Here is a 22,612-nt window from a genome sequence, read left to right as displayed (position 1 = left end):
CGCGCCGCCCTGTGCGGGGCGGCGCCGTCATCCCGCCAGCGGCCACATGCCTTCCGATTGCAGCAGGCGCCCCATGGCATTTTCCAGAATGCCACGCGCCTGGCCCGCGGCCTGCTCCAGCGCCAGATGCAATTGCGCGTCGGCATCATTGCGTGATGCGCATTGGGCGCTGTAGCGCTCGAAGCTGCCGACCATCATGAGCAACTCGGCCAGATGCCTGGGGCATTCGCAGGCGATGGGGTTGCGCAGCGCCATGATCTTGGCCAAGGCTTCTTCGTTGAACGTGATGGCCGAAGCCGGAGCAAGCGCGGCAAAGTTCGAGCCGGCGACCGCCGAACGGCACAGCGGTGCAAGTTCCGTTAACTGCGCCGGAATACGCGCGACCAGGCATCCTTGCGCGCGCAGGGTGCGTATGGTGGTGCTGGCGCAAAAGCGGTAGAGAACGACCACGGCGCCAGCCTCGGTCGCGTCCCGCGCGCGCTGAATGGGCGCGAGCGCATCGGCATCCAACTCGGAAATTTCAACAATGAGCACGTCGGCATGGCGCGGCAGCGACCCGGCGTCTTCCAGATGTGCGCAGGCGCCGACCACATGCACGTCAGGCCCGGCCATGTAGCCCGTGGACCCGTCGTGGCCCGCGCCCCCGGCCGAGAGGCGATGGACAAGGGTCGCGCCGACCGCCACGGCGCGCAAGGGCGGGCCGGCCACGCTTGGCTGCGCGCCAAGCATGGCTTGCAACTGCGCCAGCGTCAGCACCGCAAGCGTACCGATGGCGTGCCCCTGGTCCACAAGCTGCTTCAACAGGCTAAGCCGTCGAACCTGCTCGGCCGAGTACAGCCGCTGGCCATGTGGCGAGCGTGCCGGCGAGGACAGCTGATAGCGCCGCTCCCAGACGCGCAGGGTTTCGACGGGCAGGCCGGCCAGCTTGGCGGCAACCCCCGTGCGGTAGGCCGCGGTTGAACCGGAGTCGTCTAGGTCGGTGTTTGAAGTGTTTGGCATTTTGACCCGCCTATGAACCGATAAAGATAGCAATTACAGGTTCAAAATATGGACGAAGTGAAAGATGCCGCCTACTCTACCCTCACGCATCGCGTTTTCCAAGTTGCGAAGCGATATTGAGGGCCCCCCAGGACGCGGGCGCCTGATTCCCTCACTTTCTGGAGCACAACATGAAGCGTTTTTTGATTGGAACGACAATTGCCCTGGCTTGCGGCTGGGCCAATGCCGCCGACATCGTGGACACGGCCAAATCGGCGGGCGGGTTCAATACCTTGACGACCGCGGTGCAGGCCGCCGGCCTGACCGACACGCTGAAGGGTCCGGGCCCTTTCACCGTTTTTGCGCCGACTGACGCGGCATTCGCCAAGGTGCCGAAGGACAAGCTGGACGCGCTGCTGAAGGACAAGGCCGCGCTGACCAAGGTGCTGACATATCACGTCGTGCCGGGCAAGGTCATGGCCAAGGACGTCAAGGCCGGCAAGGTCAAGACCGTTGAGGGCAGCGAAGTCACCGTGACCGTCGCCGACGGCAAGGTCAAGGTGAATGACGCCAATGTGGTCAAGACGGATATTGCCGCCGACAACGGCGTCATCCACGTCATCGACACGGTTCTGATGCCGATGTAACCCGGGACAGTTGCGGGTCGCCCCGCAGCCACCTCGTCGCAAGCAATGCAGGGCCGCCACAAGGGCGGCTTTGCGCTTGGCGCAAGCAATCGGAACGTAAGAGGAAATGCGTCAGGCAACGCAGACGTAGGGAGACAGCAGGAGCTTCTTATGGATACGCAAGAATTGGTCGCCCAGATGATCACCAGAACATCAGGCACGCGGCGCTTCGAAGACTGGCCCGAAGTCCTGGCCGCTTACGCCGCCTGCCTGGACACCGTGCAACACAAGCTCACCCGGCAGGAAATGGAAGATTTCATCAACCTGGGCGCGGACTTTTATCGAACCTTGGCTCGGGCCGAGGACTACCGGCGAGGATGCAGCTTCGGGGCGGGAAGCTGATTCGATTACCGCAGGTTTGCACCAGCGGGGAATGGCCGTAGGCGCCCATGACCAGCAAGGATGCGAAGCCATCGGCAACGACAACGTAGGATGGGTGGAGCGCGCCAGATCCGCAAAAGGAATACCGGTGTGTATCGCGCGAAACCCATCAACCGGCGCCTGACGAATACGTAGACCGCCAAAAGCAAGAACAGCCGGCAGATTGGATAGCCCTGGTCCATCATCTACCGGCTGTTTTCCTGCGGTAAGCCTTGGCCTCGTTCAGCGCTGCTTGATGGGTTCCGCGCGTTTGTATGGCCCGGGGACATGGGTAACGGGTGTTCGGGGACATAGGTAACACTTCTAGCATCACGGTATGGTCGTTTTTAGGAGCGAGCGATGCCGTGGAAGGAGTCAAGCCTTATGTCCTGCCGAATGGAGTTCGTTCAGCTTGCCCTGCAACCGGGCAGCAATGTGCGGGAGCTTTGCCGGCGTTTCGATATCAGCGCCAAGACCGCATATAAGTGGTTGGGCCGCTACGAGCAGAACGGCCAGGCTGGGTTGCAAGATCTGTCTCGCAGGCCAGGCAATAGTCCTGGGCGCACGTGTGAGCAAATCGAAGCGCAGGTGATCGACCTGCACAAGCGTTACCCGTACTGGGGGCCTCGCAAGTTGCGGGCGCTGCTTGGGCCGACTACGGCGCCCGCGCCCAGTACCATCTCGGCAATTTTGCGACGACATGGCTATCGGGTCCAAGGCGAGGACTCGAACGCCGGGCTGGCGAACCAGCGCTTTGAGCATGAGGCGCCAAACCTGTTGTGGCAGATGGACTTCAAGGGGCACTTTGCCCTGACCGACGCGCGTCAGGGACGGTGCCATCCGCTGACGCTATTGGACGATCACTCACGCTACGCCCTGTGCATCCAGGCTTGTGGCGATGAGCGCAGCAAAACCGTGCAGCAGCACCTGAAGGCCGTATTTCGCCGTTACGGATTGCCCGAACGGATCACCGCGGACAACGGCCCATCCTGGGCATCGGTGCGCGGCCTGGGGCTGACAGGCCTGGAGGTTTGGCTCATGCGGCTGGGTGTGCGTATCAGCCACAGTCGCCCTCATCATCCGCAAACCCAAGGCAAGCTAGAACGCCTGCATCGAACGCTCAAGCGCGAGTTGATCCAGGCCCGGGGGTTTAGCAGTCTGCCGGACTGCCAGCAAGCCATGGATCAGTGGCGTGAACAGTACAACCACGTCCGGCCCCACCAGGCGTTGGGGCAGATGCCGCCCCTGTCGAGATATAGACCTAGCCCTCGTCGCTATCCTGCCTCGTTGCCTCCGATCGAATACGAGCCGGGCGATCGAGTGCTCAAGGTCAGGACCAAAGGGCAGATCATTGTGAACGGACGCGTCGTCTTCGTCGGAGAGGGAATGGCGGGTCTGCCTGTCGCGGTCAGACCCTCCTCGCAAGACGGCGTGCTTGATGTCGTCTTCCTGTACAAAATTGTTCAACAGATCGACCTCAGAGCACCCCAATAGGATAAAAACCTATGTGTTACCCATGTCCCCGAACATGTGTCACCCATGTCCCCGGTCCATACACGCGTTCAGCGTTAATGTTCTTGCCTACACCATGCCGCGCTACACCCATCCTACAAGGCGGCAAACTGCAAAATGTAGGATGGGTGGAGCGCGCCAGATCCGCAAAAAGAATACCGGTGTGTATCGCGCGAAACCCATCAACCGGCGCCTGACGAATACGTAGACCGCCAAAAGCAAGAACAGCCGGCAGATTGGATAGCCCTGGTCCATCATCTACCGGCTGTTTTCCTGCGGTAAGCCTTAGCCTCGTTCAGCGCTGCTTGATGGGTTCCGCGCGTTCAGCGTTAATGTTCTTGTCTACACCGTGCCGCGCTACACCCATCCTACAAGGCGGCAAACTGCAAAATGTAGGATGGGTGGAGCGCGCCAGATCCGCAAAAAGAATACCGGTGTGTATCGCGCGAAACCCATCAACCGGCGCCTGACGAATACGTAGACCGCCAAAAGCAAGAACAGCCGGCAGATTGGATAGCCCTGGTCCATCATCTACCGGCTGTTTTCCTGCGGTAAGCCTTAGCCTCGTTCAGCGCTGCGTGATGGGTTCCGCGCGTTCGGCGTTAATGTTCTTGCCTACACCATGCCGCGCTACACCCATCCTACAAGGCAAAGTCGCTGGGCGCGGCGCCGCCCAGGCCGACAAGTCACAAACCGACGCGGCGTAGGGCGAGGCATCTGGGCATCCAGGCATCCAGGCATCCAAGTATTCTCGACATGTTGTCTCGTTAGTGCCCCAAGGACTTGGCGTCGGCGCCGGCTTTTTCGTGAATCGCGAATCGGCCAATCAGTGTGGCGCTGGCGGCGTTCAAACCGACGACATCCACGGCCTTGCCTTCGCGGCGCAGCTTGATCACGACCTTGTCCAGGGCGCCTACGGCAGAGATGTCCCAGAAGTGCGCGGCGGAAACGTCCAGCACCACGCGGTCAACGACCTCTTTGAAATCGATGGCTTCGGCAAAGCGCTCGGTGGACGCAAAAAACACCTGCCCCGCGTAGTAATAGGTACGGGTGCGTCCGTCTTCCGACAAGGCTGAAGTCACCGCGAAAAGCCGCTTGACCTTGCCCGCGAAGAACACGCCGCTCAACAGCACGCCCGCCAGCACGCCCCGGGCCAGATCATGCGTCCAAACCACCACCACAACGGTCGCCAGCATGACCACCGACGACTGCCAGGGATGCGAGCGCAGGTTGCGGATCGAACCCCAACTGAACGTGCCGATGGACACCATGATCATGACCGCGACCAATGCCGGCATCGGAATCCTGGCCACCAAGGGCCCCAGCACCACGATCAGGAACAGCAGGAAGGAACCCGCGACGAAAGTGGAAAGCCGCGTCGACCCGCCCGACCTCACGTTGATGACGGACTGGCCGATCATGGCGCAACCGCCCATGCCACCAAAGAAACCCGTCACGAAGTTCGCGATGCCCTGGCCCTTGCATTCACGCCGCTTGTTGCTGGGCGTGTCGGTCATGTCGTCCACGATCTGCGCGGTCATCATCGATTCCAGCAAACCCACCGCCGCCATGGTCAGCGAATACGGAAAAATGATCTGCAAGGTTTCAAGGGTGAAGGGCACGTCCGGGATCAGGAACGAAGGCAGTGCCGACGGCAGCTTGCCCATGTCACCCACCGTGTTGACGGGCAGGCCCCAGTAAATGGAGATGGCCGTCAACACGATGATCGCGATCAAGGGCGATGGCACGGCCCGGGTCAGGCGCGGAAACAGATAGATGATCGCCAACCCGCCCGCCACCATCACGTAGGTGACCCACGTGACGTTGATCAACTGCGGCAACTGGGCAATGAAAATCAGGATGGCCAGCGCATTCACAAAGCCGGTGACCACCGACCGCGACACGTATTGCATCAGCAGATCAAGCCGCAGGAATCCGGCGATGACCTGGAAGACGCCCATCAGGATGGTGGCGGCGAACAGATATTCGACGCCATGCTGCTTGACCAGGGGACCCACCAGCACCGCGACAGCGGCCGTCGCCGCCGAGATCATGCCGGGCCGACCACCCACCAAGGAGATGATCACGGCAATGGAGAACGAGGCGTAAAGGCCCAGTCGCGGGTCCACGCCGGCGATGATGGAAAAGCCGATGGCTTCAGGGATAAGCGCAAGGGCAACGACGATGCCCGCAAGAATGTCGTTGCGAGGATTGGACATCCATTCGCGACGAAAAGAAGAAAGAAAAGACATTGATTGGCTAACCTGACGTTAGCAAGCGATGCCTCACACCGAGGAGGGTTTGTTTTGGTCCCGGAGCGAGCCGTGATTCGCTTGGAGTTGTCCGAGGGATAGGCGCCCGGCCGAGCCACCCGGCCAAGCCGAGTCCACTGGTATCGCTGTCGAGGCGATGCGCATCCATTGCAGATGCTGCGGGGGTGGATTTTACACGGGTTGGGGGGCATGCTTATTTTGAAGAGTCCGCCACCAAGTGCGCCGCGCTAAAAAAAGTGGCCCGCTAGGCCGCCTGTGGTGCGCCATCCCATACTCGGGATTCTGCCTTCCTGGCCGACATGGACAGGCCCAGGCGGCGGCTTTCCGTCAAGGCTTGCCGCCAGCACGCCACGGCCCGCGCGCCATCGCCTCGTTTTTCCCAGGTGTCGCCCAGTAAACGAAGGTACTCTCCGCGCAGGGACTCGGTGCCAAACTTCTCTATCAGCCCCCCTGCCCGTTCAACGGCCACCGTGGCCGCGTCCATCTGGTTCCAGGCCAGATGCGCCTGCGCCAGCATCAGTTCCATCGTGGACTGCATGACCGGCAGGTCCTTGCCGCATGCCCCGACCGCGCGCTCAATGTCGGCAACGCCCGATCTGTCGCCATTGCAAGCATTCACCCATCCCGTCCAGCCCAGGGCAAGTTCCTTCCAGATGGAAAAGTCTGCTTGCCCGGCCAGGAATGACAAACGCGCCGCCGTCTCGCGCGTCGCGTCCTCGTCGCCCCGTAGCCAATGCAGCCTGACCACCAGGCTAAGGCACAGCACGCGACTGGCCAGGTGGTCGAGCGCATCGGCGCTTTCCAGGGCGGCTCGCGCGCAGGCCTGCCCTTCCGCGTCGCGCCCCTGAAGCGTCAAGGCCAGACCCAGCATCGCTTTAGCCAGGCTGGCGCCATCCGCGCCACAGCAGGCGAAGCGCAGGCTGTGATCCGACTGGCTGCTCAGCGTCACAACGGAGGCGCGCAGCCAACGCTCCGCATTGGCGGCATCGCCCATCCACAGACGACTGTCGCCGTAGGCATATTGCGCCCAGCCCAGGTGCAGTCCATCGCCTGTCAGCTCAGCGTGGCGGTGTATGCGTTCGGCGAATTGCACGCTTTCCGCATGCGGGCGCGTGCACAGCGCCACGACCCAGTCGCCCCACATCTGGCGAAACTGGATATGCGGGCTATCGTCGCTGACGCGCAATGTGGCGGTACGGACATAGGCCTGCGAGGTTTCGCGCGCGCCCCCGCCCTTGATCGCCGTGAACAACGTCCCCCGCAAAAGCTGGCACTCGAGTTCGGCCTTGCGGCGCAGATCCGCATCCGCGATCAGCGGCAGCGCTCCCAGCGCGCGCTCGCTCAAGGCCTGCGCTTCTCCCACGGCCGACTGCGCCAACGCGTCCCGCATGGCCAGGCACCACCAATGCGCGGCATCCGCGTGCCGCGCATGATCAAGGTGCAGGGCGATATGCGCGGGCTCCGGCGCATTGGTGCGCGGATCCAGGCTCATCAGGTACTGCGCAACCTGCTCATGCTGGCGCTGGCGCTCTTGCGGGCCAAGTGATCGGTAAATGGCGGTGCGGATCAGTTCATGCCGGAAGTTGGCCGGGATGCCGTCGTCGATCAGACCGTGGCGGTGCAAGTCCCCCAGCAAGCGCGGAATATCGCGCCGGTTCAATCCGGCGGCAAGGGCCGCGCGGGCGAGCAAGGCATCGTCCAGCCGGCCTGCCACGGCGGCGAACTGGATCAGGTGGCGTGCCGCGGTATCCAGCGCGGACAGCCGCGATGCGACCAGGTCGGCAATGACGGGAGTCACCCCGATATCGGTGCCAAGCGCGACCTGACGCACCATTTCTTCCGCGTACAGGGGAACGCCCTCGGCGCCCTCAACGATCCTGGCGCGCAGCGCGGGCGCCAGGCGCTGCCCCCGCGAGCGGTGGGCAACAAGTTCCCCCATGGCTTGGCGGTCCAGGGGGCTAAGGCGCAGATCGTGGGCTTCCCATGTGCGAACGAATTCCTCGCGCGCCGTGGTCAGGAGCATCATCGGCCCCCGTACGGTCCGGCGCATCAACGCCTCGATAAGAGACAGGCTGGATCGATCCGCCCAATGCAGGTCTTCCCATATGAGCAGGCGCGGCCCTTCGCCCTTTTCGTGATGCGCCAGAATGGCGGCCAACGCATCGACCAGCGCGCCATGCGGGGTGTGGCCTGATACCGGGACACCGGCTTCGCCGCGGCTATTCTCAGGAAACAGCACCCGCTTGAGTGCCGGCCGCAAGCTGGGATCCAGCCCCGCGCGCTTGCACAGGATATCGACCGAGCGCGTCGGCAGGTCGGCCGACCCCGGTTCGGCACTATCGACCGTGCCCCATTCCAGCGACAGGCGTTGCAGCAAATGCTCGCGGACCGGATGGAAAGGCGTTTCGCTATGACCTTCGTAACAGGCAAGCACGCACACTTCACCGCCCGTGCGGCGCACATATTCCGCCGTCACGCCGGCAAGCAGCGACTTGCCTATGCCGGGCTCGCCACGCACCATCATGGCCGTCGGCGGCTGCGCCATGGGCAGGCGCGCCCACATGCGCACCAGGCTGTCGAATTCACGCACCCGGCCGAACATGCGATGCACCGCCGCGGCCTCGAGTTGCGCATCCAGCAAGCACAGCTCGCGCCCATGCCGCTTCTCACGACGCACGGCGAACTGATCCATCAGGCGTTCACGAACCGCCGACCCGATCAGTATCTCGCCCGCCTCGGCAAGGTAGCTTAGCCGCATGGCCTCTTGCGTGACGAGCGCGCCACCATCTGGCCGCTCGTCGGCGTGCACCAGCGCGATATCCGCGTGCAGGCCCATGCCGACACGCATGCCCGGCGGCAAGGCCAGATCGCGAATGGCGCACGCCAGCCGAGCAGCGGCGTGCGCGGGCCGCTCGGTCAGAACCGGGTGGCCAAAAACGATCGCCATATTGCTGGCCAGACCGAGCAGCACCTGCCCCCCTTCCTTGCGCGCCAGATCCTGCAAGTGCCTGCGCGCCATCTGCATGCCATGCAGCGTTTGCTCGGGCTGCAGGGTGGGATCGTCGGCCGATACGGTCACGGCCAGCACCGCCAGCGGGCGGTAGTGCCTTTGCTCGCGCAAGGTCACGCCGCCCAGCTCCGCCGGCGGTACGACGTTTTCCATCAGCGCGCGGGTTTCTTCAGAGGGCTCGGTGTCGAAGCGATCGCGCATCAGGCTGACGCAATCGCGGAAAGCCAACATGGCGGCATCGCGATTGCCGCTGTCCAGCAGCAGGCGTATCAGCTGGCGATGCGCGCCTTCATCCTCCGGGTGAGTCTGCACCCATTGCTTGGCATGCTCCATCGCCTCGGCTTGCCTGCCCTCCCGGCCCAGGCGCGTCAACAATGTCTTGCGGCATTCCGAGATCTCGCGCTCGATACGCGATTGCCAACTGGTGTGCCAGCTGCTGAACGCGGCGCTTTCGGGTAGCTCCGAATATTCCAGCAGTCGGCCCCTGTCATAGGACAAGCGCTCTTCCAGGCCAAGCGCCTCGTAGCCGGCACTGCCGGTAACGGCCAGGACGTCCACCATGATGACCTGGGGATTGAGCGCCAGGGTGCTGTTCGTGCCCGACCACACGTCCGGCACGTTTTCGAACAGACGCCGCAGCACGAACAAGGCGTGCCGGAGGTTGGCACGCCCATTGCCCAATTCATCCGGCCACAGCATGTCGGCCAGATCCGCCCGTGCATATGGCTTGCCTTGCGCAAGCGCGAGCAATGCGAGCAATAGCTTCGGTTTGTTGTAAGTGATGGCGCGCGCACCGCTAACGTCCCCCACGGCGACATCGAATTCGCCCAACAGACGTAGTTGCACGGGCCTCAGCAGACTGGGATGCATGGGACCCTGATAGACCAAGCGGCCGCGCCTAAAGGGTTTGCCCTAGGCGCCTTGTACTGATGAGCATTCTTTCTTTTCCCCGTGACAGTTGTTGTGTCTTCTGGCGGTTGTCCCCCCAATCTTGCGGAAGGTAACACCGGCCCGTTTTACTTTGCAAACGTTTAATAAACGTTTAATTGCTGCCGCAATGTAACAACAGGGGGAGCAATTGCTTCAACGGTTTCTCAACGGGGGGTCGATAGCATCATTTCCAAAGCGGAAGTAACAACGGTTACGCCATCAGGATAAGAGGGTGGGCCGACATCCGAGTCAGGGAAATCCCGCTCGTATCGGTTTATTACAGGTGAGACATTGTGTCTGCAGTGCTTTTCGACCGTGATGTAGGGCAGCAACCCATACAAGCCGACCACCCCGCCGGCGTTAGCCCGCGCGATGGTGAAGCATTCGCGGCACTGAAGGCGCACATCGACCAGTTGACCGACATCCACGCAAGCACCGCCGTGGACTGGACATCGGTTGTCGCGCTGGCCAACGGCATCCTCAAGCAGGAAGGCAAGGATCTGGCGGTCGGCACCTGGCTCGCCGCCGGCCTGCTTGAAACGGCAGGCCTGACGGGCCTGGGCGAAGGCATCCGTGTCTTGCGCGACCTGGTCGCGACCTACTGGGAAGACATGTCGCCCGCCGTCACCCGCATGCGCGGCCGACGCAATCAGATCCAGTGGTTGCTGGACCATTTGAACGAGCGCCTGCAGGCGGGGCGCGACAGCTACCCCGCAATGCCGGCCGCCGCGCACGCGGCCATGCTTGAAGATTGGGAAGCGCTGGACAGCGAATGGCAGCGTCACGATGACGAAGCCCCTGCCTTCTACGGCTTGCGTTCCGCCCTGCGGAATTTGCCGGTCGAGGCGCCTGCGCAACCTGAGCCCGTCGTTGACGCCGCGCCACAGCAGGCGCCCGCTATCGCGCCCGTCGCCGCGCAGGCCGCAGTCAGCCGGTCCGCCGCGCCGCCCCCTGCCGCCGGCATCGCGGCGCCCCCTGCCGCAGGGGCTGATCCGGGGGCTGCCGCCGATGCGGCACTGACCGGCCTGCGCCCGCTGGTTGACTGGTATCTGCAGACGCAGCCCACGCTGCCCTTGCTGTTTCGCCTGAATCGTGTGTGCGCCTGGGCCACGCTGGAACAGACACCGCCTGCGCAAGGCGGCGTCACCTTGCTGATGCCGCCGCCCTTGCAAATCGTCAGCAGCTTCGAGCAGATCGCGCAGACCGGCGAACCGCAGGCCGTCGTGCAGTTCGCGGAGTCGCACCTGATCACGCATCGCTATTGGCTGGACCTGAACCGCGCAAGCCATGCCGCGCTGACCCGCCTGGGCGCCGCCGATGCCGCGGCCTGCGTCGGGTTCGAGACTGGCCGCCTGGTCGCCCGACTGCCCCAACTGGCCGGCATGAAATTCAACGATGGCCAGCCTTTCGCTGACGCCCAGACGCTTGCCTGGCTGGAGAGCTTCACCGGTGCTGGTGAAGGCGCGTCCACCACGCACGACGACGCCGACGACCTGCAATCGCTTTCCTCGGCCGCCGAGGCCGATGCGGCTGCCGGACGCCTGGACGATGCCCTGGACCGCCTGCAAGAAGCTGCGCGCCGCACGGAAGGGCTGCGCAAGCGCTTTCGCCTGCGGCTGGCGCAATGCGCGCTGCTGCACCGCTTCGACGACCGTGCGGATATTCGCGCGCTGATGTCCCCCCTGATTGATGAACTCGACGCCCACCGCCTGCAGCAATGGGAACCGGAGCTTGCCCGGCAAGCCCTTGCACTGGCGGCGGCCGTCGAACTGCGATACGGCGCGGAAGACGCCGGGCCCTCCCATCCCTTGCTGGCCAAGCTGGCCAGCCTGGATTGCCGGGCCGCCTGGCAACTTTCGCAGTCAACCGCCGCCGCCTGACCCACCGGAACCTAGGAGAAAACCATGGCCAATGAAGGATCAGTAGCCCCCAAGGAACGCGTCAATATCGTCTACAAGCCGGCCACCGGCGACGCACAGGAACAAGTCGAACTGCCTCTGAAGCAACTGGTGTTGGGCGACTTCACGTTGCAGGAAACCGAAACCCCGCTGGACGAGCGCAAGCCCATCCAGGTGGACAAGGACAACTTCAACGATGTCCTGAAGGCGCAGAACCTGAACCTGACGTTGTCGGTGCCGAACCGACTTGCCGAAGGTGAATCCGACGAGGCGATTCCCGTGTCGCTCAAGTTCGAGAACCTGCGCGACTTCGAGCCTGATGCGCTGGTGGGCCAGGTGCCCGAACTGCGCCAGTTGATCGAACTGCGCGAAGCCCTGAAGGCGTTGAAGGGTCCGCTGGGCAATCTGCCCGAATTCCGCAAGAAATTGCAGGCATTGATCCAGGACGAAGGCGCCCGCGAACGGCTGCTGGGCGAACTGGGCGTACAGGAATCCGACGCTGAGTCGGGCAAGGCCAAGGAGTAAGTGATGAGCCAGGAATCCCCGCAGCAGCAAGAAGGCGCGCAAGGCGCGGCACAGGAAGGCGGTTCGCTGATCGACCAGCTGATCGAGTCCACCCGCGTCAAGCCGGGCGACGAAGCCTATTCGATTACGCGCCAGGGCCTGGAGGCCTTTGTTGCCGAATTGCTGGAGCCCAGCCGCTCGCAGGAAAAGGTCAGCCAGGGCCTGATCGACGAGATGATCGCGGGACTGGACCGCAAGCTGTGCCGTCAGGTCGACGCCATCATGCACAACGAGCAATTCCAGAAGCTGGAATCCTCGTGGCGCTCCTTGAAATTCCTGATCGACCGCACGGACTTCCGCGAGAACAACCGTATCGAGATCCTGAACGTTTCCAAGCAGGCGCTGCTGGAAGATTTCGAGGATGCCTCCGACATCACGCGTTCCGGTCTGTACAAGGCGGTCTACACCGCCGAATACGGCCAGTTCGGCGGCGAGCCTTTCGGCACCATCATCGGCAACTACGCCTTCAGCCCCGGCGGCCAGGACGTCAAGCTGCTGCAATCGATCGCCAGCGTCGCCGCCATGGCGCACACGCCGTTCATTGCGTCGGCCGGCCCGCAGTTCTTCGGCATGGATTCGTTCGCCGACCTGCCGAACCTGAAGGATCTTTCGGCTGTTTTCGAAGGCCCGCAATACACCAAGTGGAATGCCTTCCGCCAAACGGAAGACGCGCGCTTCGTGGGCCTGACGATGCCCAACTTCCTGCTGCGCGTGCCCTACGGCGACGATACCGTGCCCAGCAAGAAGTTCCGCTACAACGAAGACGTGTCGGGCGGGAACAAGGATTTCCTGTGGGGCAACGCGGCGTTCACCTTCGCCAGCCGCCTGTCGGACAGCTTCGCGCAGTACCGCTGGTGCGCCAACATCATCGGGCCCCAGGGTGGCGGCACGGTGGGCGATCTGCCGGTCTACAACTACGAGGCCATGGGTGAAACCCAGAGCAAGATCCCGACCGAAGTGCTGATATCGGAACGCCGGGAATTCGAACTGGCCGAGCAGGGATTCATCGCGCTGACCATGCGCAAGAACACCGACAACGCGGCGTTCTTCTCGGCCAACTCGGTGCAGAAACCCAAGTTCTTCGGCAACAACAAGGAAGGCAAGGACGCGGAGCTTAACTACAAGCTGGGCACGCAACTGCCCTACATCTTCATCGTCAGCCGCCTTGCGCACTACATCAAGGTGATCCAGCGCGAAAACATCGGTACCTGGAAGGAAAAGACCGACCTGGAATCGGAGTTGAACAACTGGATTCGCCAATACGTGGCCGATATGGACAACCCGGCGCCGGGCGTGCGTAGCCGCCGTCCGCTGCGCCAGGCGGAAATCACGGTATCGGACGTGGAGGGAGATCCCGGCTGGTATCGCGTGGGCCTGAAGGTTCGTCCCCATTTCAAGTACATGGGTGCGTCTTTCACGCTATCGCTGGTGGGCAAACTCGAAAAGAGCTAACCCGTTGATCCAGCGGAACCGGCGTGCCGGCTGCCACCGGCACGCCTCCGGTTTCGTCTGCAATTGCATTCAGACTCAACAACTGCAAGGAGAAATTTACCATGGCCATGCCGTGCTACCTCACGCTTGAAGGACAGAACCAGGGCAAGATCGAAGGATCCTGCGAAATCAGCGGGCATCAGGGAAAGATCCTTGTGCAAGCGGTCGAGCACAAGATCGAGATCCCCAAGAACCCGCAGTCCGGCCTGCCCTCGGGCAAGCGCCAGCATCTGGGCCTGACCTTCGTCAAGGAAATCGATAAGTCCTCGCCGAAGATCTACCAGGCGCTGTGCTCGGGCGAACAGCTCAAGGACGTCACGCTGGAGTTCTACCGCATCAGCCCCAAGGGCACGGAAGAGAAGTACTACACCATCCAGCTGACCAACGCGGTGGTCGTCGGTACCCGCCTGTGGGTGCCGAACTGCCTGCAACCCGACAATCGCCAACTGGGTCACATGGAAGATGTGGAGCTGACCTACGAGAAGATCGTCTGGACGTGGGAACCCGACGGCATCGAGTCCGAAGACTCCTGGCTCGCGCCGAAGGCGTAATGGCGAGCGGCGGGCGCATGCGCCCGCCCCGCCTGCATCCCCATGCGAGAACACCGCCTGCTTGAACGCATCGCCAGCCTGGGTTCGGACGTTGAACGTTCGCACATCACGCGGGCGGAGGTTCTTGTCGACTCGATCCTGGACCACTTGCGTCGCATCCTGAACACGCGTCAGGGCAGCGTGCCCATCGACCTGTCGTTTGGCGTGCCCGACTTCACCAATCTGGCGGGCTCGTTCAGCAGCGGCACGACTACGCAGATGATCGAGGACATCGGCCGCATGATCCAGCGTTACGAACCCCGTCTGCGCCAGCCGCAGATCACTTTCACCAATACGCAGGACGAAGTCCTTTCGCTGGGCTTCGCCATTTCAGGCTTCATCGCGGTGGACGACCGCGAAATTCCCGTGCGGCTGGCGTCGCACGTGGCGTCCAACGGCAAAGTTTCACTGCGAAGGCAATAAGGCATGTTGAACCGCTACTACGAACAGGAACTGGGCTATTTGCGCACGCTTGCGGCTGAATTCGCCGCGAGCAACCCTGCGCTGGCGCCGCTCTTGGGCGCGGATAGCGCAAGCGACCCCGACGTCGAGCGTCTGCTAGAGGGCGTCGCCTTCATGACCGGCCTGATTCGGCATCGCCTGGATGACGACTTTCCGGAATTCATCCAGAACCTGGCGCAATTGCTGTTTCCGCACATGTTGCGGCCGTTGCCCTGCATGACGATCATGCGCTACGAGCCGCGCTCGACACTGGAAGGACCGGTCACGATTCCCGCGGGTACGGAATTCGCTTCGGTGCCCGTGGACGGACAGCGCACGATTTTTCGCGCCTCGTTTCCCGTCACGCTTGAACCCGTTGAACTGAAGTCCGCGCAGTGGGAAGGCGGCGGCACGCGGCCGCGCTCGCTGCGCCTTCAATTCACCATGTCAGGACCCGCGGCGGCCGATTGGAAAGGCGACCGGGTACGCATGTTCCTGGGAGACGCCCCCGCCGATGCCGCGCGGCTGTTCCTGCTGCTGCAACGCTACGTGCGCGAGGTGCGCGTCAGCGCCGAGAACGGCCCCATCACCGTGCTGCCGCCGTCCAGCATCGAGCCCGCGGGCCTGCGCCCCGATCTTGAACTGCTGCCGTGGCCGCCCGGCGCGCACCCGGCCTGGCGCGTCCTGCACGAGTACTTCGCGCTGCCGGAGAAGCTGCTGTTCCTGGATTTCACCGGCCTGTCGACATGGACCGCGCGCGGCGCCGCGAAGGGTTTTTCGATACAGCTTGTGTTCGACCAGGTGCCGGACTGGGCGCCCGCGGTCGGCCCGTCCAGCTTCATCATGAACGCGACGCCGGCCGCCAACCTGTTCAGCCAGGACGCGCACCCGATCAGGGTGGACCACCTGCAGCCGGACTACCGCATCCATCCCGTTGCCCGCACCAGCAAGGCCGCCGAGCGGATTTTTTCCGTCGATGCCGTCAGCGCGCGCGGCGCCGATGGGGTCGAGCGTGAATACCATCCTTTCTCCGCGTTTCGCGGCGGCGACCAGGCCTCGTACAACATCAGCATCCGGCCTTCCGCCCTGCATCGCGGCTACGACCACTACCTGAGCCTGCCCTACACCGAGGGCGGCATGCCGCAGATGCAAACGCTGTCCACGCGGCTCACCTGCACCCACGGCGATCTGCCAGAAGGTCTGCGTCTGGGCGATATCTGTGAGCCCACGGACAACTCGCCGCCCCGCGTGGGGTTTCGCAACATCCATGGCGTGACGCCGCATTGCCCCCCCGTCATTGACAGCGCCCTGCTATGGCGCGTGCTGTCGCACCTGAACGCCAACCATCTGGCGCTGGCCAGTGAAGGACAACTGCGCGATCTGCTGTCGCTCTACGTGCCGCCACGCCAGGTGGACGCGCAGCGCAACGCGGCGGCGCGCCGCAGTATCGAATCCATTACCAGCGTAAATGTCGAGTCGGCACGCCGCATCGTGCGCGGCATGCCGGTGCAAGGCAGCGAAGTGCGCATCGAATGCCGGGGGGACCATTTCCCCGGGCCGGGCAGCCTGTTCCTGTTCGGCACCGTGCTGGACGAATTCCTGGCCGGCACCATCGCCCTGAACACCTTCAGCGCCTTGACGCTGGTGGATACCGTCAACGGAGAGACCCTGACATGGCCCGCCAAGATCGGCCGCTATCGCCTGCTGTAGCGGTGTCGGGCACCGACCCACTGCTGGAAGAAGGCCATCGCTACGCCTTCTTCCAGGCGTTGCGTCTGCTGCGTTTGCGCAACCCCGACGAGGCGGTGTTCAACCGCGATGTGCGCGTGCGCCCGTCGGTTTCCCTGTCTTTTCCCGACCGCGATATCGAGACGATCGAACGCGACGACGCGGGCAAGTACCGCATCACGGCAAATTTCTTCGGGCTGTATGGGGTGACCTCGCCGCTGCCCACGTTTTATACCGAAGACCTGATCGACCAATACCTGCAGGGCAACTCCACCGCGCGCGACTTTCTCGATATTTTTCACGCCGCGCTGTATCCGTTGCTGTTCCGCGCATGGGAAAAGAACCGGCTGTGGCTGGCCGTCGCCGAAAGGCGCGACTCCTCGCGCCTGGACCAGTTGTTCGCGCTGGTCGGCCTGGGCGGCAAACGCGGTACGCGCTGGCAGGCCGCGCGCGCCCTGCTTCCGCATGCGGGAAACTTCAACCAGTTCCCGCGTTCCGCGCTGGGCCTGCAGTCGCTCGTGTCGGGCCTGCTGGACAACCTGCCGGTGGAAGTCGAGCCCTGCGTAACGGAAACGGTGTCCATCCCCGAGGCCGCGCAGTGCCTGCTGGGCGAACAGGCATGCCGCCTGGGAGAAGACACCCTGCTGGGCAGCCGCATCGACGAACGCGCGGGCGCCCTGCGGGTGCATGTCGGCCCCATATCGGCCGAGCGCCTGGCCGGTCTGCTGCCAGGCACGGAGCGTTACACCGAACTGGTGAATGCGATCGCGCTGTATCTGAAAACGCCTTTGCGCTGCGAGCTGGCGTTGAATGTAGACCCCCAGCGGCCCGGCGCAAGCCTGGGCGAAGGCTGGCACACGTTGGGACTGAACACGTGGTTGCCGGAGCAGGTACCCGGCGACACCACGGGGCCGTGGCCGCGCTACGACCAGATCTTCCTGCCGATTGAAACCGAATCAACACGAATCTCCGAGAGGCCTTTGCAATGATGCTGGTGGAACTGAAACCCCTGTTCGCACGCCTGAACCCCACTTGCTCGGCCGCGCTTGAAGGCGCCGCCGGCTTGACGCTGGCCCGCAACCATTACGAAATTGCCGTTGAACACATGCTGCGCAGGCTGGTTGAAGAGCCCGGCGGCGACGTGCATTGCATCCTGGCCCACTTTGATATCGACCCCTTGCGCCTGACCGCGCAACTCGACGAAAGCCTGGCCCAGTTGAAGAACGGCAACCCTGGCCGGCCGGTGTTCGCGGGCCTGCTCACCGAGTGGGCGCAAGAGTCCTGGTTGACCGCCTCGATCACCCTGGGTGAAAGCCGCGTGCGCAGTGGCGCGATGCTGCTGGCGCTGGTCTCGCGCCTTAGCTACTACGGCGCCGGCACCCGCTACGCCGAAACGCTGCGCGCCATCTCGCGCGACAAGCTGACCAGCGACTTCGACACGATAGTCAACGGCTCGAACGAGGCCAGCACGCAGATCGCGGACTCGGCCTCGGGTGGCTCCGCCCGGCCCGCCGCCGCGGGCGATGCCGCCATCAACCGCTTCTGCGAAGACTTCACGGCCAAGGCCGCCGCCGGCAAGATCGACCCGGTGTTCGGGCGCGACAGCGAAATCCGCCAGATGATCGACATCCTGGCGCGCCGCCGCAAGAACAACCCCATCTGCGTCGGTGAACCGGGCGTGGGCAAGACCGCGGTGGTGGAAGGCCTGGCGCTGCGCATCATCAATGGTGACGTGCCCGAGTTCCTGCGCGACACGCGCCTGCTGGGCCTGGACCTGGGCTTGCTGGAAGCGGGCGCCAGCGTCAAGGGCGAATTCGAGAATCGCCTGCGCGGCGTCATCGACGAGATCAAGGGTGCGTCGCGCCCAACCATCCTGTTCATCGACGAAGCCCACATGCTGATCGGCGCGGGCGGCCAGACCGGTGGCTCCGATGCCGCCAACCTGCTCAAGCCGGCGCTGGCGCGCGGCGAGTTGCGCACCATTGCCGCCACCACCTGGAGCGAATACAAAAAGTACTTCGAGAAAGATCCGGCGTTAGCGCGCCGCTTCCAGGTCGTCAAGCTGGATGAGCCGGACGTGCCGACCGCCGTGCAGATCCTGCGTGGCCTGAAAGACCGTTACGAGGCGGCACACGGCGTCACGGTGCGCGACGACGCCATCGTGGCCGCGGCCGAACTTTCCAACCGCTATATCACCGGCCGCCTGTTGCCCGACAAGGCGGTCGACCTGCTGGACACGGCGGCCGCGCGCGTGCGCATTGGCTTGGGCATCAAGCCCGCCGAACTCGAAAACCTGGAAAGCCGCCTGGCGGGGCTGGAGCGCGAGCGCCAGGCGCTGGCGCGCGATGTTCGCTACGAACCCGGCAGCCACAGCGAGCGGCTGGAAGCCATTACCGCCGAGCGCGCCGAACTGGAAAGCAGCCGTGACGCGCTGCACGCGCGCTGGACCGAAGAGCGCGACGCCGCGCAAGCCGTACTCGACCTGCGCCGGCAGGTGGGCGAGGCCGAGGCAGCCGCCGAGGCAAAGGCTCAGCAAAACGACAGCGCGGCGACCGATGACGCCGCGCAGGCTGCCGCGGGCGTGGATGCCGCGGATGCCGCCTCCCTCAACGCGCAGCTCGAAGCGGCGCGTGCCAAATTGAAAGCACTGCAACGCCACGAGCCTCTGGTGTTCATCGAGACCGACCCCGACGCCGTGGCGCGGGTGGTTTCCGATTGGACCGGCGTGCCGCTAGGCAAGATGCAGCGCGACGCGGTCAACGGCGTGCTGGCCCTGGCGGACCACATCAAGGATCGCATTCGCGGGCAGGACCACGCCGTGGACCAGATCGCCGCCACCGTGAAGGCCGCGCAATCGGGCCTGCGCGATCCGCAGCAACCCATGGGCGTGTTCCTGCTGGTCGGCCCTTCCGGGGTCGGTAAAACCGAAACCGCGCTGGCCATTGCCGACCAACTGTTCGGCGGCGACCAGGCCCTGGTCTCGATCAACATGAGCGAGTTCCAGGAAAAGCACACGGTCAGCCGGCTGGTGGGGTCGCCCCCGGGCTACGTCGGCTACGGCGAAGGCGGCGTGCTGACCGAGGCCGTGCGCAAACGGCCCTACTCGGTCGTGCTGCTCGACGAAGTGGAAAAGGCGCACCTGGACGTCGTCAACCTGTTCTATCAGGTCTTCGACAAGGGCACACTGGCCGATGGCGAAGGCCGCATCATCGACTTCAGCAACACGGTGGTGTTCCTGACCAGCAACCTGGCCACCGAGGAAATCACGCGCCTGGCGCAGGACGGGCGTCCGGATCCGGATACGCTGGCAAGCGCGATACACCCGGTGCTGGCGCGGCACTTCAAGCCGGCCTTGCTGGCCCGCATGACCGTCGTGCCCTACTACACGCTGCCCGCGTCCGAACTGGCGGGCATCGTCAAGCTGAAGCTGGCCAAGCTGCAGCAGCGGCTTGCCGCCGCCAACCGGATCGCGCTGACGTTCGAGGCGACCGTGGCCGACACCATCGCCGCGCGTTGCACGGAAGTCGACAGCGGCGCGCGCAACATTGACTTCATCCTGCGCAAGAGCCTGACACCGGTGCTGTCCGACACGGTCCTGTCCGCCTTGGCCGAGGGCCGCTCGCTTAGCGCGCTGCATGTCGAGGCAGGCACGGACGGCGGCTGGAAGATCACGCCGACGGAGGCCACGGCATAATGTCCAACGCCTACGACTATGCCTTCGATTGCGCCGCGCTGAGTTCAATGCTGCACGGTCAGGCGGTGCCCGCCGCCAACGTCATCGTGACGCATTGGCAGGGCACCGAGGCAGTGTCGCGGCCGTATCGTTTTGATATCACCTTCGCGGTCGCGCAAGGCGACCTGGCGCTGGAGAAACTGCTGGACCAGCCCGCGACGCTGACCGCGAAGGCGCCGGACGGCACGGTGCGCCAATGGCACGGCATCATTACCCAAGGCGCGGAGCAAGGGCGCGACGAGACCCATTACTACTACCAGGTGGCGCTGGAGCCACGGCTTGCGCGCCTGCGTTCAATGCGCTGGTCGGACATCTACCTGAAGCGCGACCTGGCCGATCTGATCAAGCAGCTACTCGGGTATGCCGGCCTGACAGAGCCTTACAGCAACGACGACACCGCCTACGACTACCGGATCGCCGCGACGCAGCTGACGCAGACGCAGGCCGATTTCACCTGCCAGTTCGAGGAAACCTGCCTGGATTTCCTGATGCGCAAGCTGGAATACTACGGCGTCTATTTCTGGTTCGAGCAGGGTTCGGAACAGGAGTCCGTGGTGTTTGCCAACAGCGTCGAGCAGCAGCCTGCCGACCCGGACACCGCCGTGTATTACCCCCGGGGCATGATCGACCCCGACGTGCGCGAAATCGCCATCATGCAATTGAACCGGCGTGTCGGCCTGACGCCGAACATGGTGGTGCTGCACGACTCGCAAGAACAGGGCAACACCACCATTACCCTGTCGAGCCAGGCCAGCGTGCCGAAGCCCGCCACGGTCCTGGGCCTGGGCGAGGTCCATCAGTCGGACGATCATTTCGAACAGCTGGAAAGCACCTCGGCCATCTCGGGCTCGGCGCTTGCCTCCTGGCGCGCCCAGGAACTTTCCTGCCAGCGCGTGCGCCTGGAGGGCGAAGCGCACACGCCCGGCATCCGCGCGGCCAGGCTGCTTGCCGTCTCGGAATATCTGCGCGGTGTGGACGCGCGGCAGTACTACGTGATCGAGGTCAAGCACGAAGGCACGCAAACGGTCGAGACCTCGCCTCAAACCGATATTCCGGCCTACCGGGCGACCTTTGTGGCGCTGCCACGCTGGCTGGACGTTGACGATCCCTCGTCGCCTCCCCTGCAGTACCGCGCACCGCGCATTACTCCCGTGCCGCAGGTCACCCGCCTGGTCAACGGTTTCGTCGACGTTGCCACGCCTGGACAACCCCGGCGGTTCGCCCAACCGGACACCAACGGCCTGTACAAGATCCGCTTCCTGTTCACCAAGCAGCGTTACGACGGTGAACAGAATTCCGCCTTCGTGCGCATGGCCACGCCCTATGCGGGCGGGGCGTCGTCGCAAGGCCTGTCGGATGCAGGCATGCATTTTCCGTTGCGCGAGGGCACGGAAGTCCTGATCGCGTTCCTGAACGGCAATCCGGATCGCCCTGTGATCGTCTCGTCGCTGCCCAATACCGAGGCGCCCAGCGTGGTCAACGCGCAGAATTCAGCGCACCACAGAATCGGCACGCCCGGCGGCAACACCATGGTGCTGGCCGACGCGCAGCCGGGCGGCGACGGCGCACCGGCCATCCGGCTGTACAGCCCCACGCAGGATTCCTCGATGAATCTGGGCCAGTCGGACGAGGAAGGTGTGAACGACGGGTTCCACTTGAAGACGAACTTGCACGGCGAACTGTATGCCGGCAGCAGCATGCTGATTGAAGTGCCGGGCCACTACCGCGTATGCGCGGGGTCCGACTCCGATGAAACCCAGGCCAACTTCCTGGGATCGGAGGCGCAGGACATGCCGTCCGGCATTACGGTGGGCCAGAGTGGCGGGATTGTCGTCGAGAATTTCATGGGCATGAAAATCGAAAGCGTGGAAGCCCTGACGCTGGGGCACTTCTTCGGCGGCAAAGTGGAATTCAACGAAGCCGCCACCTTCGAATCGACGCTGGGCGTGAAGCTCAGCATGGAGTGCGTGGCCGCCAAGGAGATCAACCTCCTGGAAAAGAACATCGTGCGCGACAACGCCAATTACGCCAACGCCTTCACCAAGTGGGTCGCCGGGAAATGGAACGGCATCCTGGCGGAGAAGACCGAGGAAGTCGGCATGATGAAGACCACGGCATTGGAGACCTACAAGCTCTTCACGCCCGACGCCTGGATGGGCTCGGTGGCGTCGTCGCTGTCGCTGGAACCTGCGGGCGCCACACTCAGCAGCTCGATCGCCACGCTTGACGGCTGGACCAAGGCCACGGTGACCAGCCTGACGGAAACGCTGGTCGAAGGCGGCATCTCGACTGTCAACCTGACCAGTGCAAGCGCGTCCATCACCAGCCCTTCGATCGAGCTCACCGCCACCGCGGACGTGGCGGTGACGACAGGCGGCGACGTCACGATCAACGGCACTGTCGTCATGCTCGGGTAAC

15 protein-coding genes and 1 other annotated feature are annotated in these 22,612 nt (G+C 63.8%); of the genes, 12 read left to right on the top strand and 3 right to left on the bottom strand.

The window, feature by feature from the left end; all coding sequences use genetic code 11:
• Window positions 1–27 precede the first annotated feature (27 nt).
• On the bottom strand, window positions 28–999 hold the full coding sequence (locus CVS48_RS08600) for a MerR family transcriptional regulator (protein ID WP_100854072.1): 972 nt from the start codon (window positions 997–999) through the stop codon (window positions 28–30).
• A gap of 170 nt (window positions 1,000–1,169) precedes the next feature.
• Between CVS48_RS08600 and CVS48_RS08595 the strand changes: the two genes are divergently transcribed.
• The 3 genes from CVS48_RS08595 (at window position 1,170) to CVS48_RS08585 (ending at window position 3,518) form a co-directional block, all read left to right on the top strand.
• Window positions 1,170–1,625, top strand: coding sequence for a fasciclin domain-containing protein (locus tag CVS48_RS08595; RefSeq protein WP_100854071.1), 456 nt, complete (start codon window positions 1,170–1,172; stop codon window positions 1,623–1,625).
• A gap of 150 nt (window positions 1,626–1,775) precedes the next feature.
• Window positions 1,776–2,006: a DNA-3-methyladenine glycosylase gene (locus tag CVS48_RS08590; RefSeq protein ID WP_100854070.1), complete on the top strand. Its 231-nt coding sequence runs from the start codon at window positions 1,776–1,778 to the stop codon at window positions 2,004–2,006.
• A gap of 378 nt (window positions 2,007–2,384) precedes the next feature.
• Window positions 2,385–3,518 carry an IS481 family transposase gene (locus CVS48_RS08585; RefSeq protein ID WP_100854069.1) on the top strand — a complete coding sequence of 378 codons (1,134 nt, stop codon included), beginning with the start codon at window positions 2,385–2,387 and terminating at the stop codon, window positions 3,516–3,518.
• A gap of 785 nt (window positions 3,519–4,303) precedes the next feature.
• On the opposite strand, the gene CVS48_RS08580 is transcribed toward CVS48_RS08585, so the two are convergent.
• Both CVS48_RS08580 and CVS48_RS08575 read right to left on the bottom strand, forming a co-directional pair.
• Window positions 4,304–5,788: a SulP family inorganic anion transporter gene (locus tag CVS48_RS08580; RefSeq protein WP_100854068.1), complete on the bottom strand. Its 1,485-nt coding sequence runs from the start codon at window positions 5,786–5,788 to the stop codon at window positions 4,304–4,306.
• Window positions 5,789–5,873: 85 nt separating this feature from the next.
• Window positions 5,874–5,927: a sequence feature (sul1 is cis-regulatory element that is thought to sense ions involved in sulfur or methionine metabolism; They are found in Alphaproteobacteria), on the bottom strand.
• A gap of 126 nt (window positions 5,928–6,053) precedes the next feature.
• Window positions 6,054–9,665, bottom strand: coding sequence for an ATP-binding protein (locus tag CVS48_RS08575; protein WP_167400965.1), 3,612 nt, complete (start codon window positions 9,663–9,665; stop codon window positions 6,054–6,056).
• A gap of 377 nt (window positions 9,666–10,042) precedes the next feature.
• Here CVS48_RS08575 and tssA point away from each other — a divergent pair, with 377 nt between their 5' ends.
• The 9 genes from tssA (at window position 10,043) to CVS48_RS08530 (ending at window position 22,611) form a co-directional block, all read left to right on the top strand.
• The gene (tssA, locus tag CVS48_RS08570) at window positions 10,043–11,629 is read left to right on the top strand and encodes a type VI secretion system protein TssA (protein ID WP_100854066.1); all 1,587 of its coding nucleotides are present in this window, start codon (window positions 10,043–10,045) and stop codon (window positions 11,627–11,629) included.
• A gap of 24 nt (window positions 11,630–11,653) precedes the next feature.
• Window positions 11,654–12,172, top strand: a complete 519-nt coding sequence (gene tssB / locus CVS48_RS08565; protein WP_100854065.1) for a type VI secretion system contractile sheath small subunit — start codon at window positions 11,654–11,656, stop codon at window positions 12,170–12,172.
• Window positions 12,173–12,175: 3 nt separating this feature from the next.
• Window positions 12,176–13,663, top strand: coding sequence for a type VI secretion system contractile sheath large subunit (gene tssC / locus CVS48_RS08560; protein WP_100854064.1), 1,488 nt, complete (start codon window positions 12,176–12,178; stop codon window positions 13,661–13,663).
• 101 nt (window positions 13,664–13,764) lie between these two features.
• A complete protein-coding gene (locus CVS48_RS08555) occupies window positions 13,765–14,253 on the top strand; it encodes an Hcp family type VI secretion system effector (protein ID WP_050445814.1) in 489 nt (162 codons plus the stop codon).
• A 42-nt stretch (window positions 14,254–14,295) separates the two neighbouring features.
• The gene (gene tssE, locus CVS48_RS08550) at window positions 14,296–14,715 is read left to right on the top strand and encodes a type VI secretion system baseplate subunit TssE (RefSeq protein ID WP_100854063.1); all 420 of its coding nucleotides are present in this window, start codon (window positions 14,296–14,298) and stop codon (window positions 14,713–14,715) included.
• 3 nt (window positions 14,716–14,718) lie between these two features.
• Window positions 14,719–16,443 carry a type VI secretion system baseplate subunit TssF gene (gene tssF / locus CVS48_RS08545; protein ID WP_100854062.1) on the top strand — a complete coding sequence of 575 codons (1,725 nt, stop codon included), beginning with the start codon at window positions 14,719–14,721 and terminating at the stop codon, window positions 16,441–16,443.
• Window positions 16,407–17,450, top strand: coding sequence for a type VI secretion system baseplate subunit TssG (tssG, locus tag CVS48_RS08540; RefSeq protein ID WP_100854061.1), 1,044 nt, complete (start codon window positions 16,407–16,409; stop codon window positions 17,448–17,450). The genes tssF and tssG overlap by 37 nt, the downstream gene beginning before the upstream one ends.
• Window positions 17,447–20,155, top strand: a complete 2,709-nt coding sequence (tssH, locus tag CVS48_RS08535; RefSeq protein ID WP_100854060.1) for a type VI secretion system ATPase TssH — start codon at window positions 17,447–17,449, stop codon at window positions 20,153–20,155. Before tssG ends, tssH begins: the two co-directional genes overlap by 4 nt.
• Window positions 20,155–22,611 carry a type VI secretion system Vgr family protein gene (locus CVS48_RS08530; RefSeq protein WP_100854059.1) on the top strand — a complete coding sequence of 819 codons (2,457 nt, stop codon included), beginning with the start codon at window positions 20,155–20,157 and terminating at the stop codon, window positions 22,609–22,611. The genes tssH and CVS48_RS08530 overlap by 1 nt, the downstream gene beginning before the upstream one ends.
• The last annotated feature ends 1 nt before the right edge of the window (window position 22,612 follow it).

The sequence above is a fragment of the Achromobacter spanius genome (assembly GCF_002812705.1).
GTDB classification, from domain to species: Bacteria; Pseudomonadota; Gammaproteobacteria; order Burkholderiales; family Burkholderiaceae_B; genus Achromobacter; species Achromobacter spanius.
Note: the sequence above shows the minus strand (reverse complement) of the source record. Positions and strands in the feature narration are given on the sequence as shown.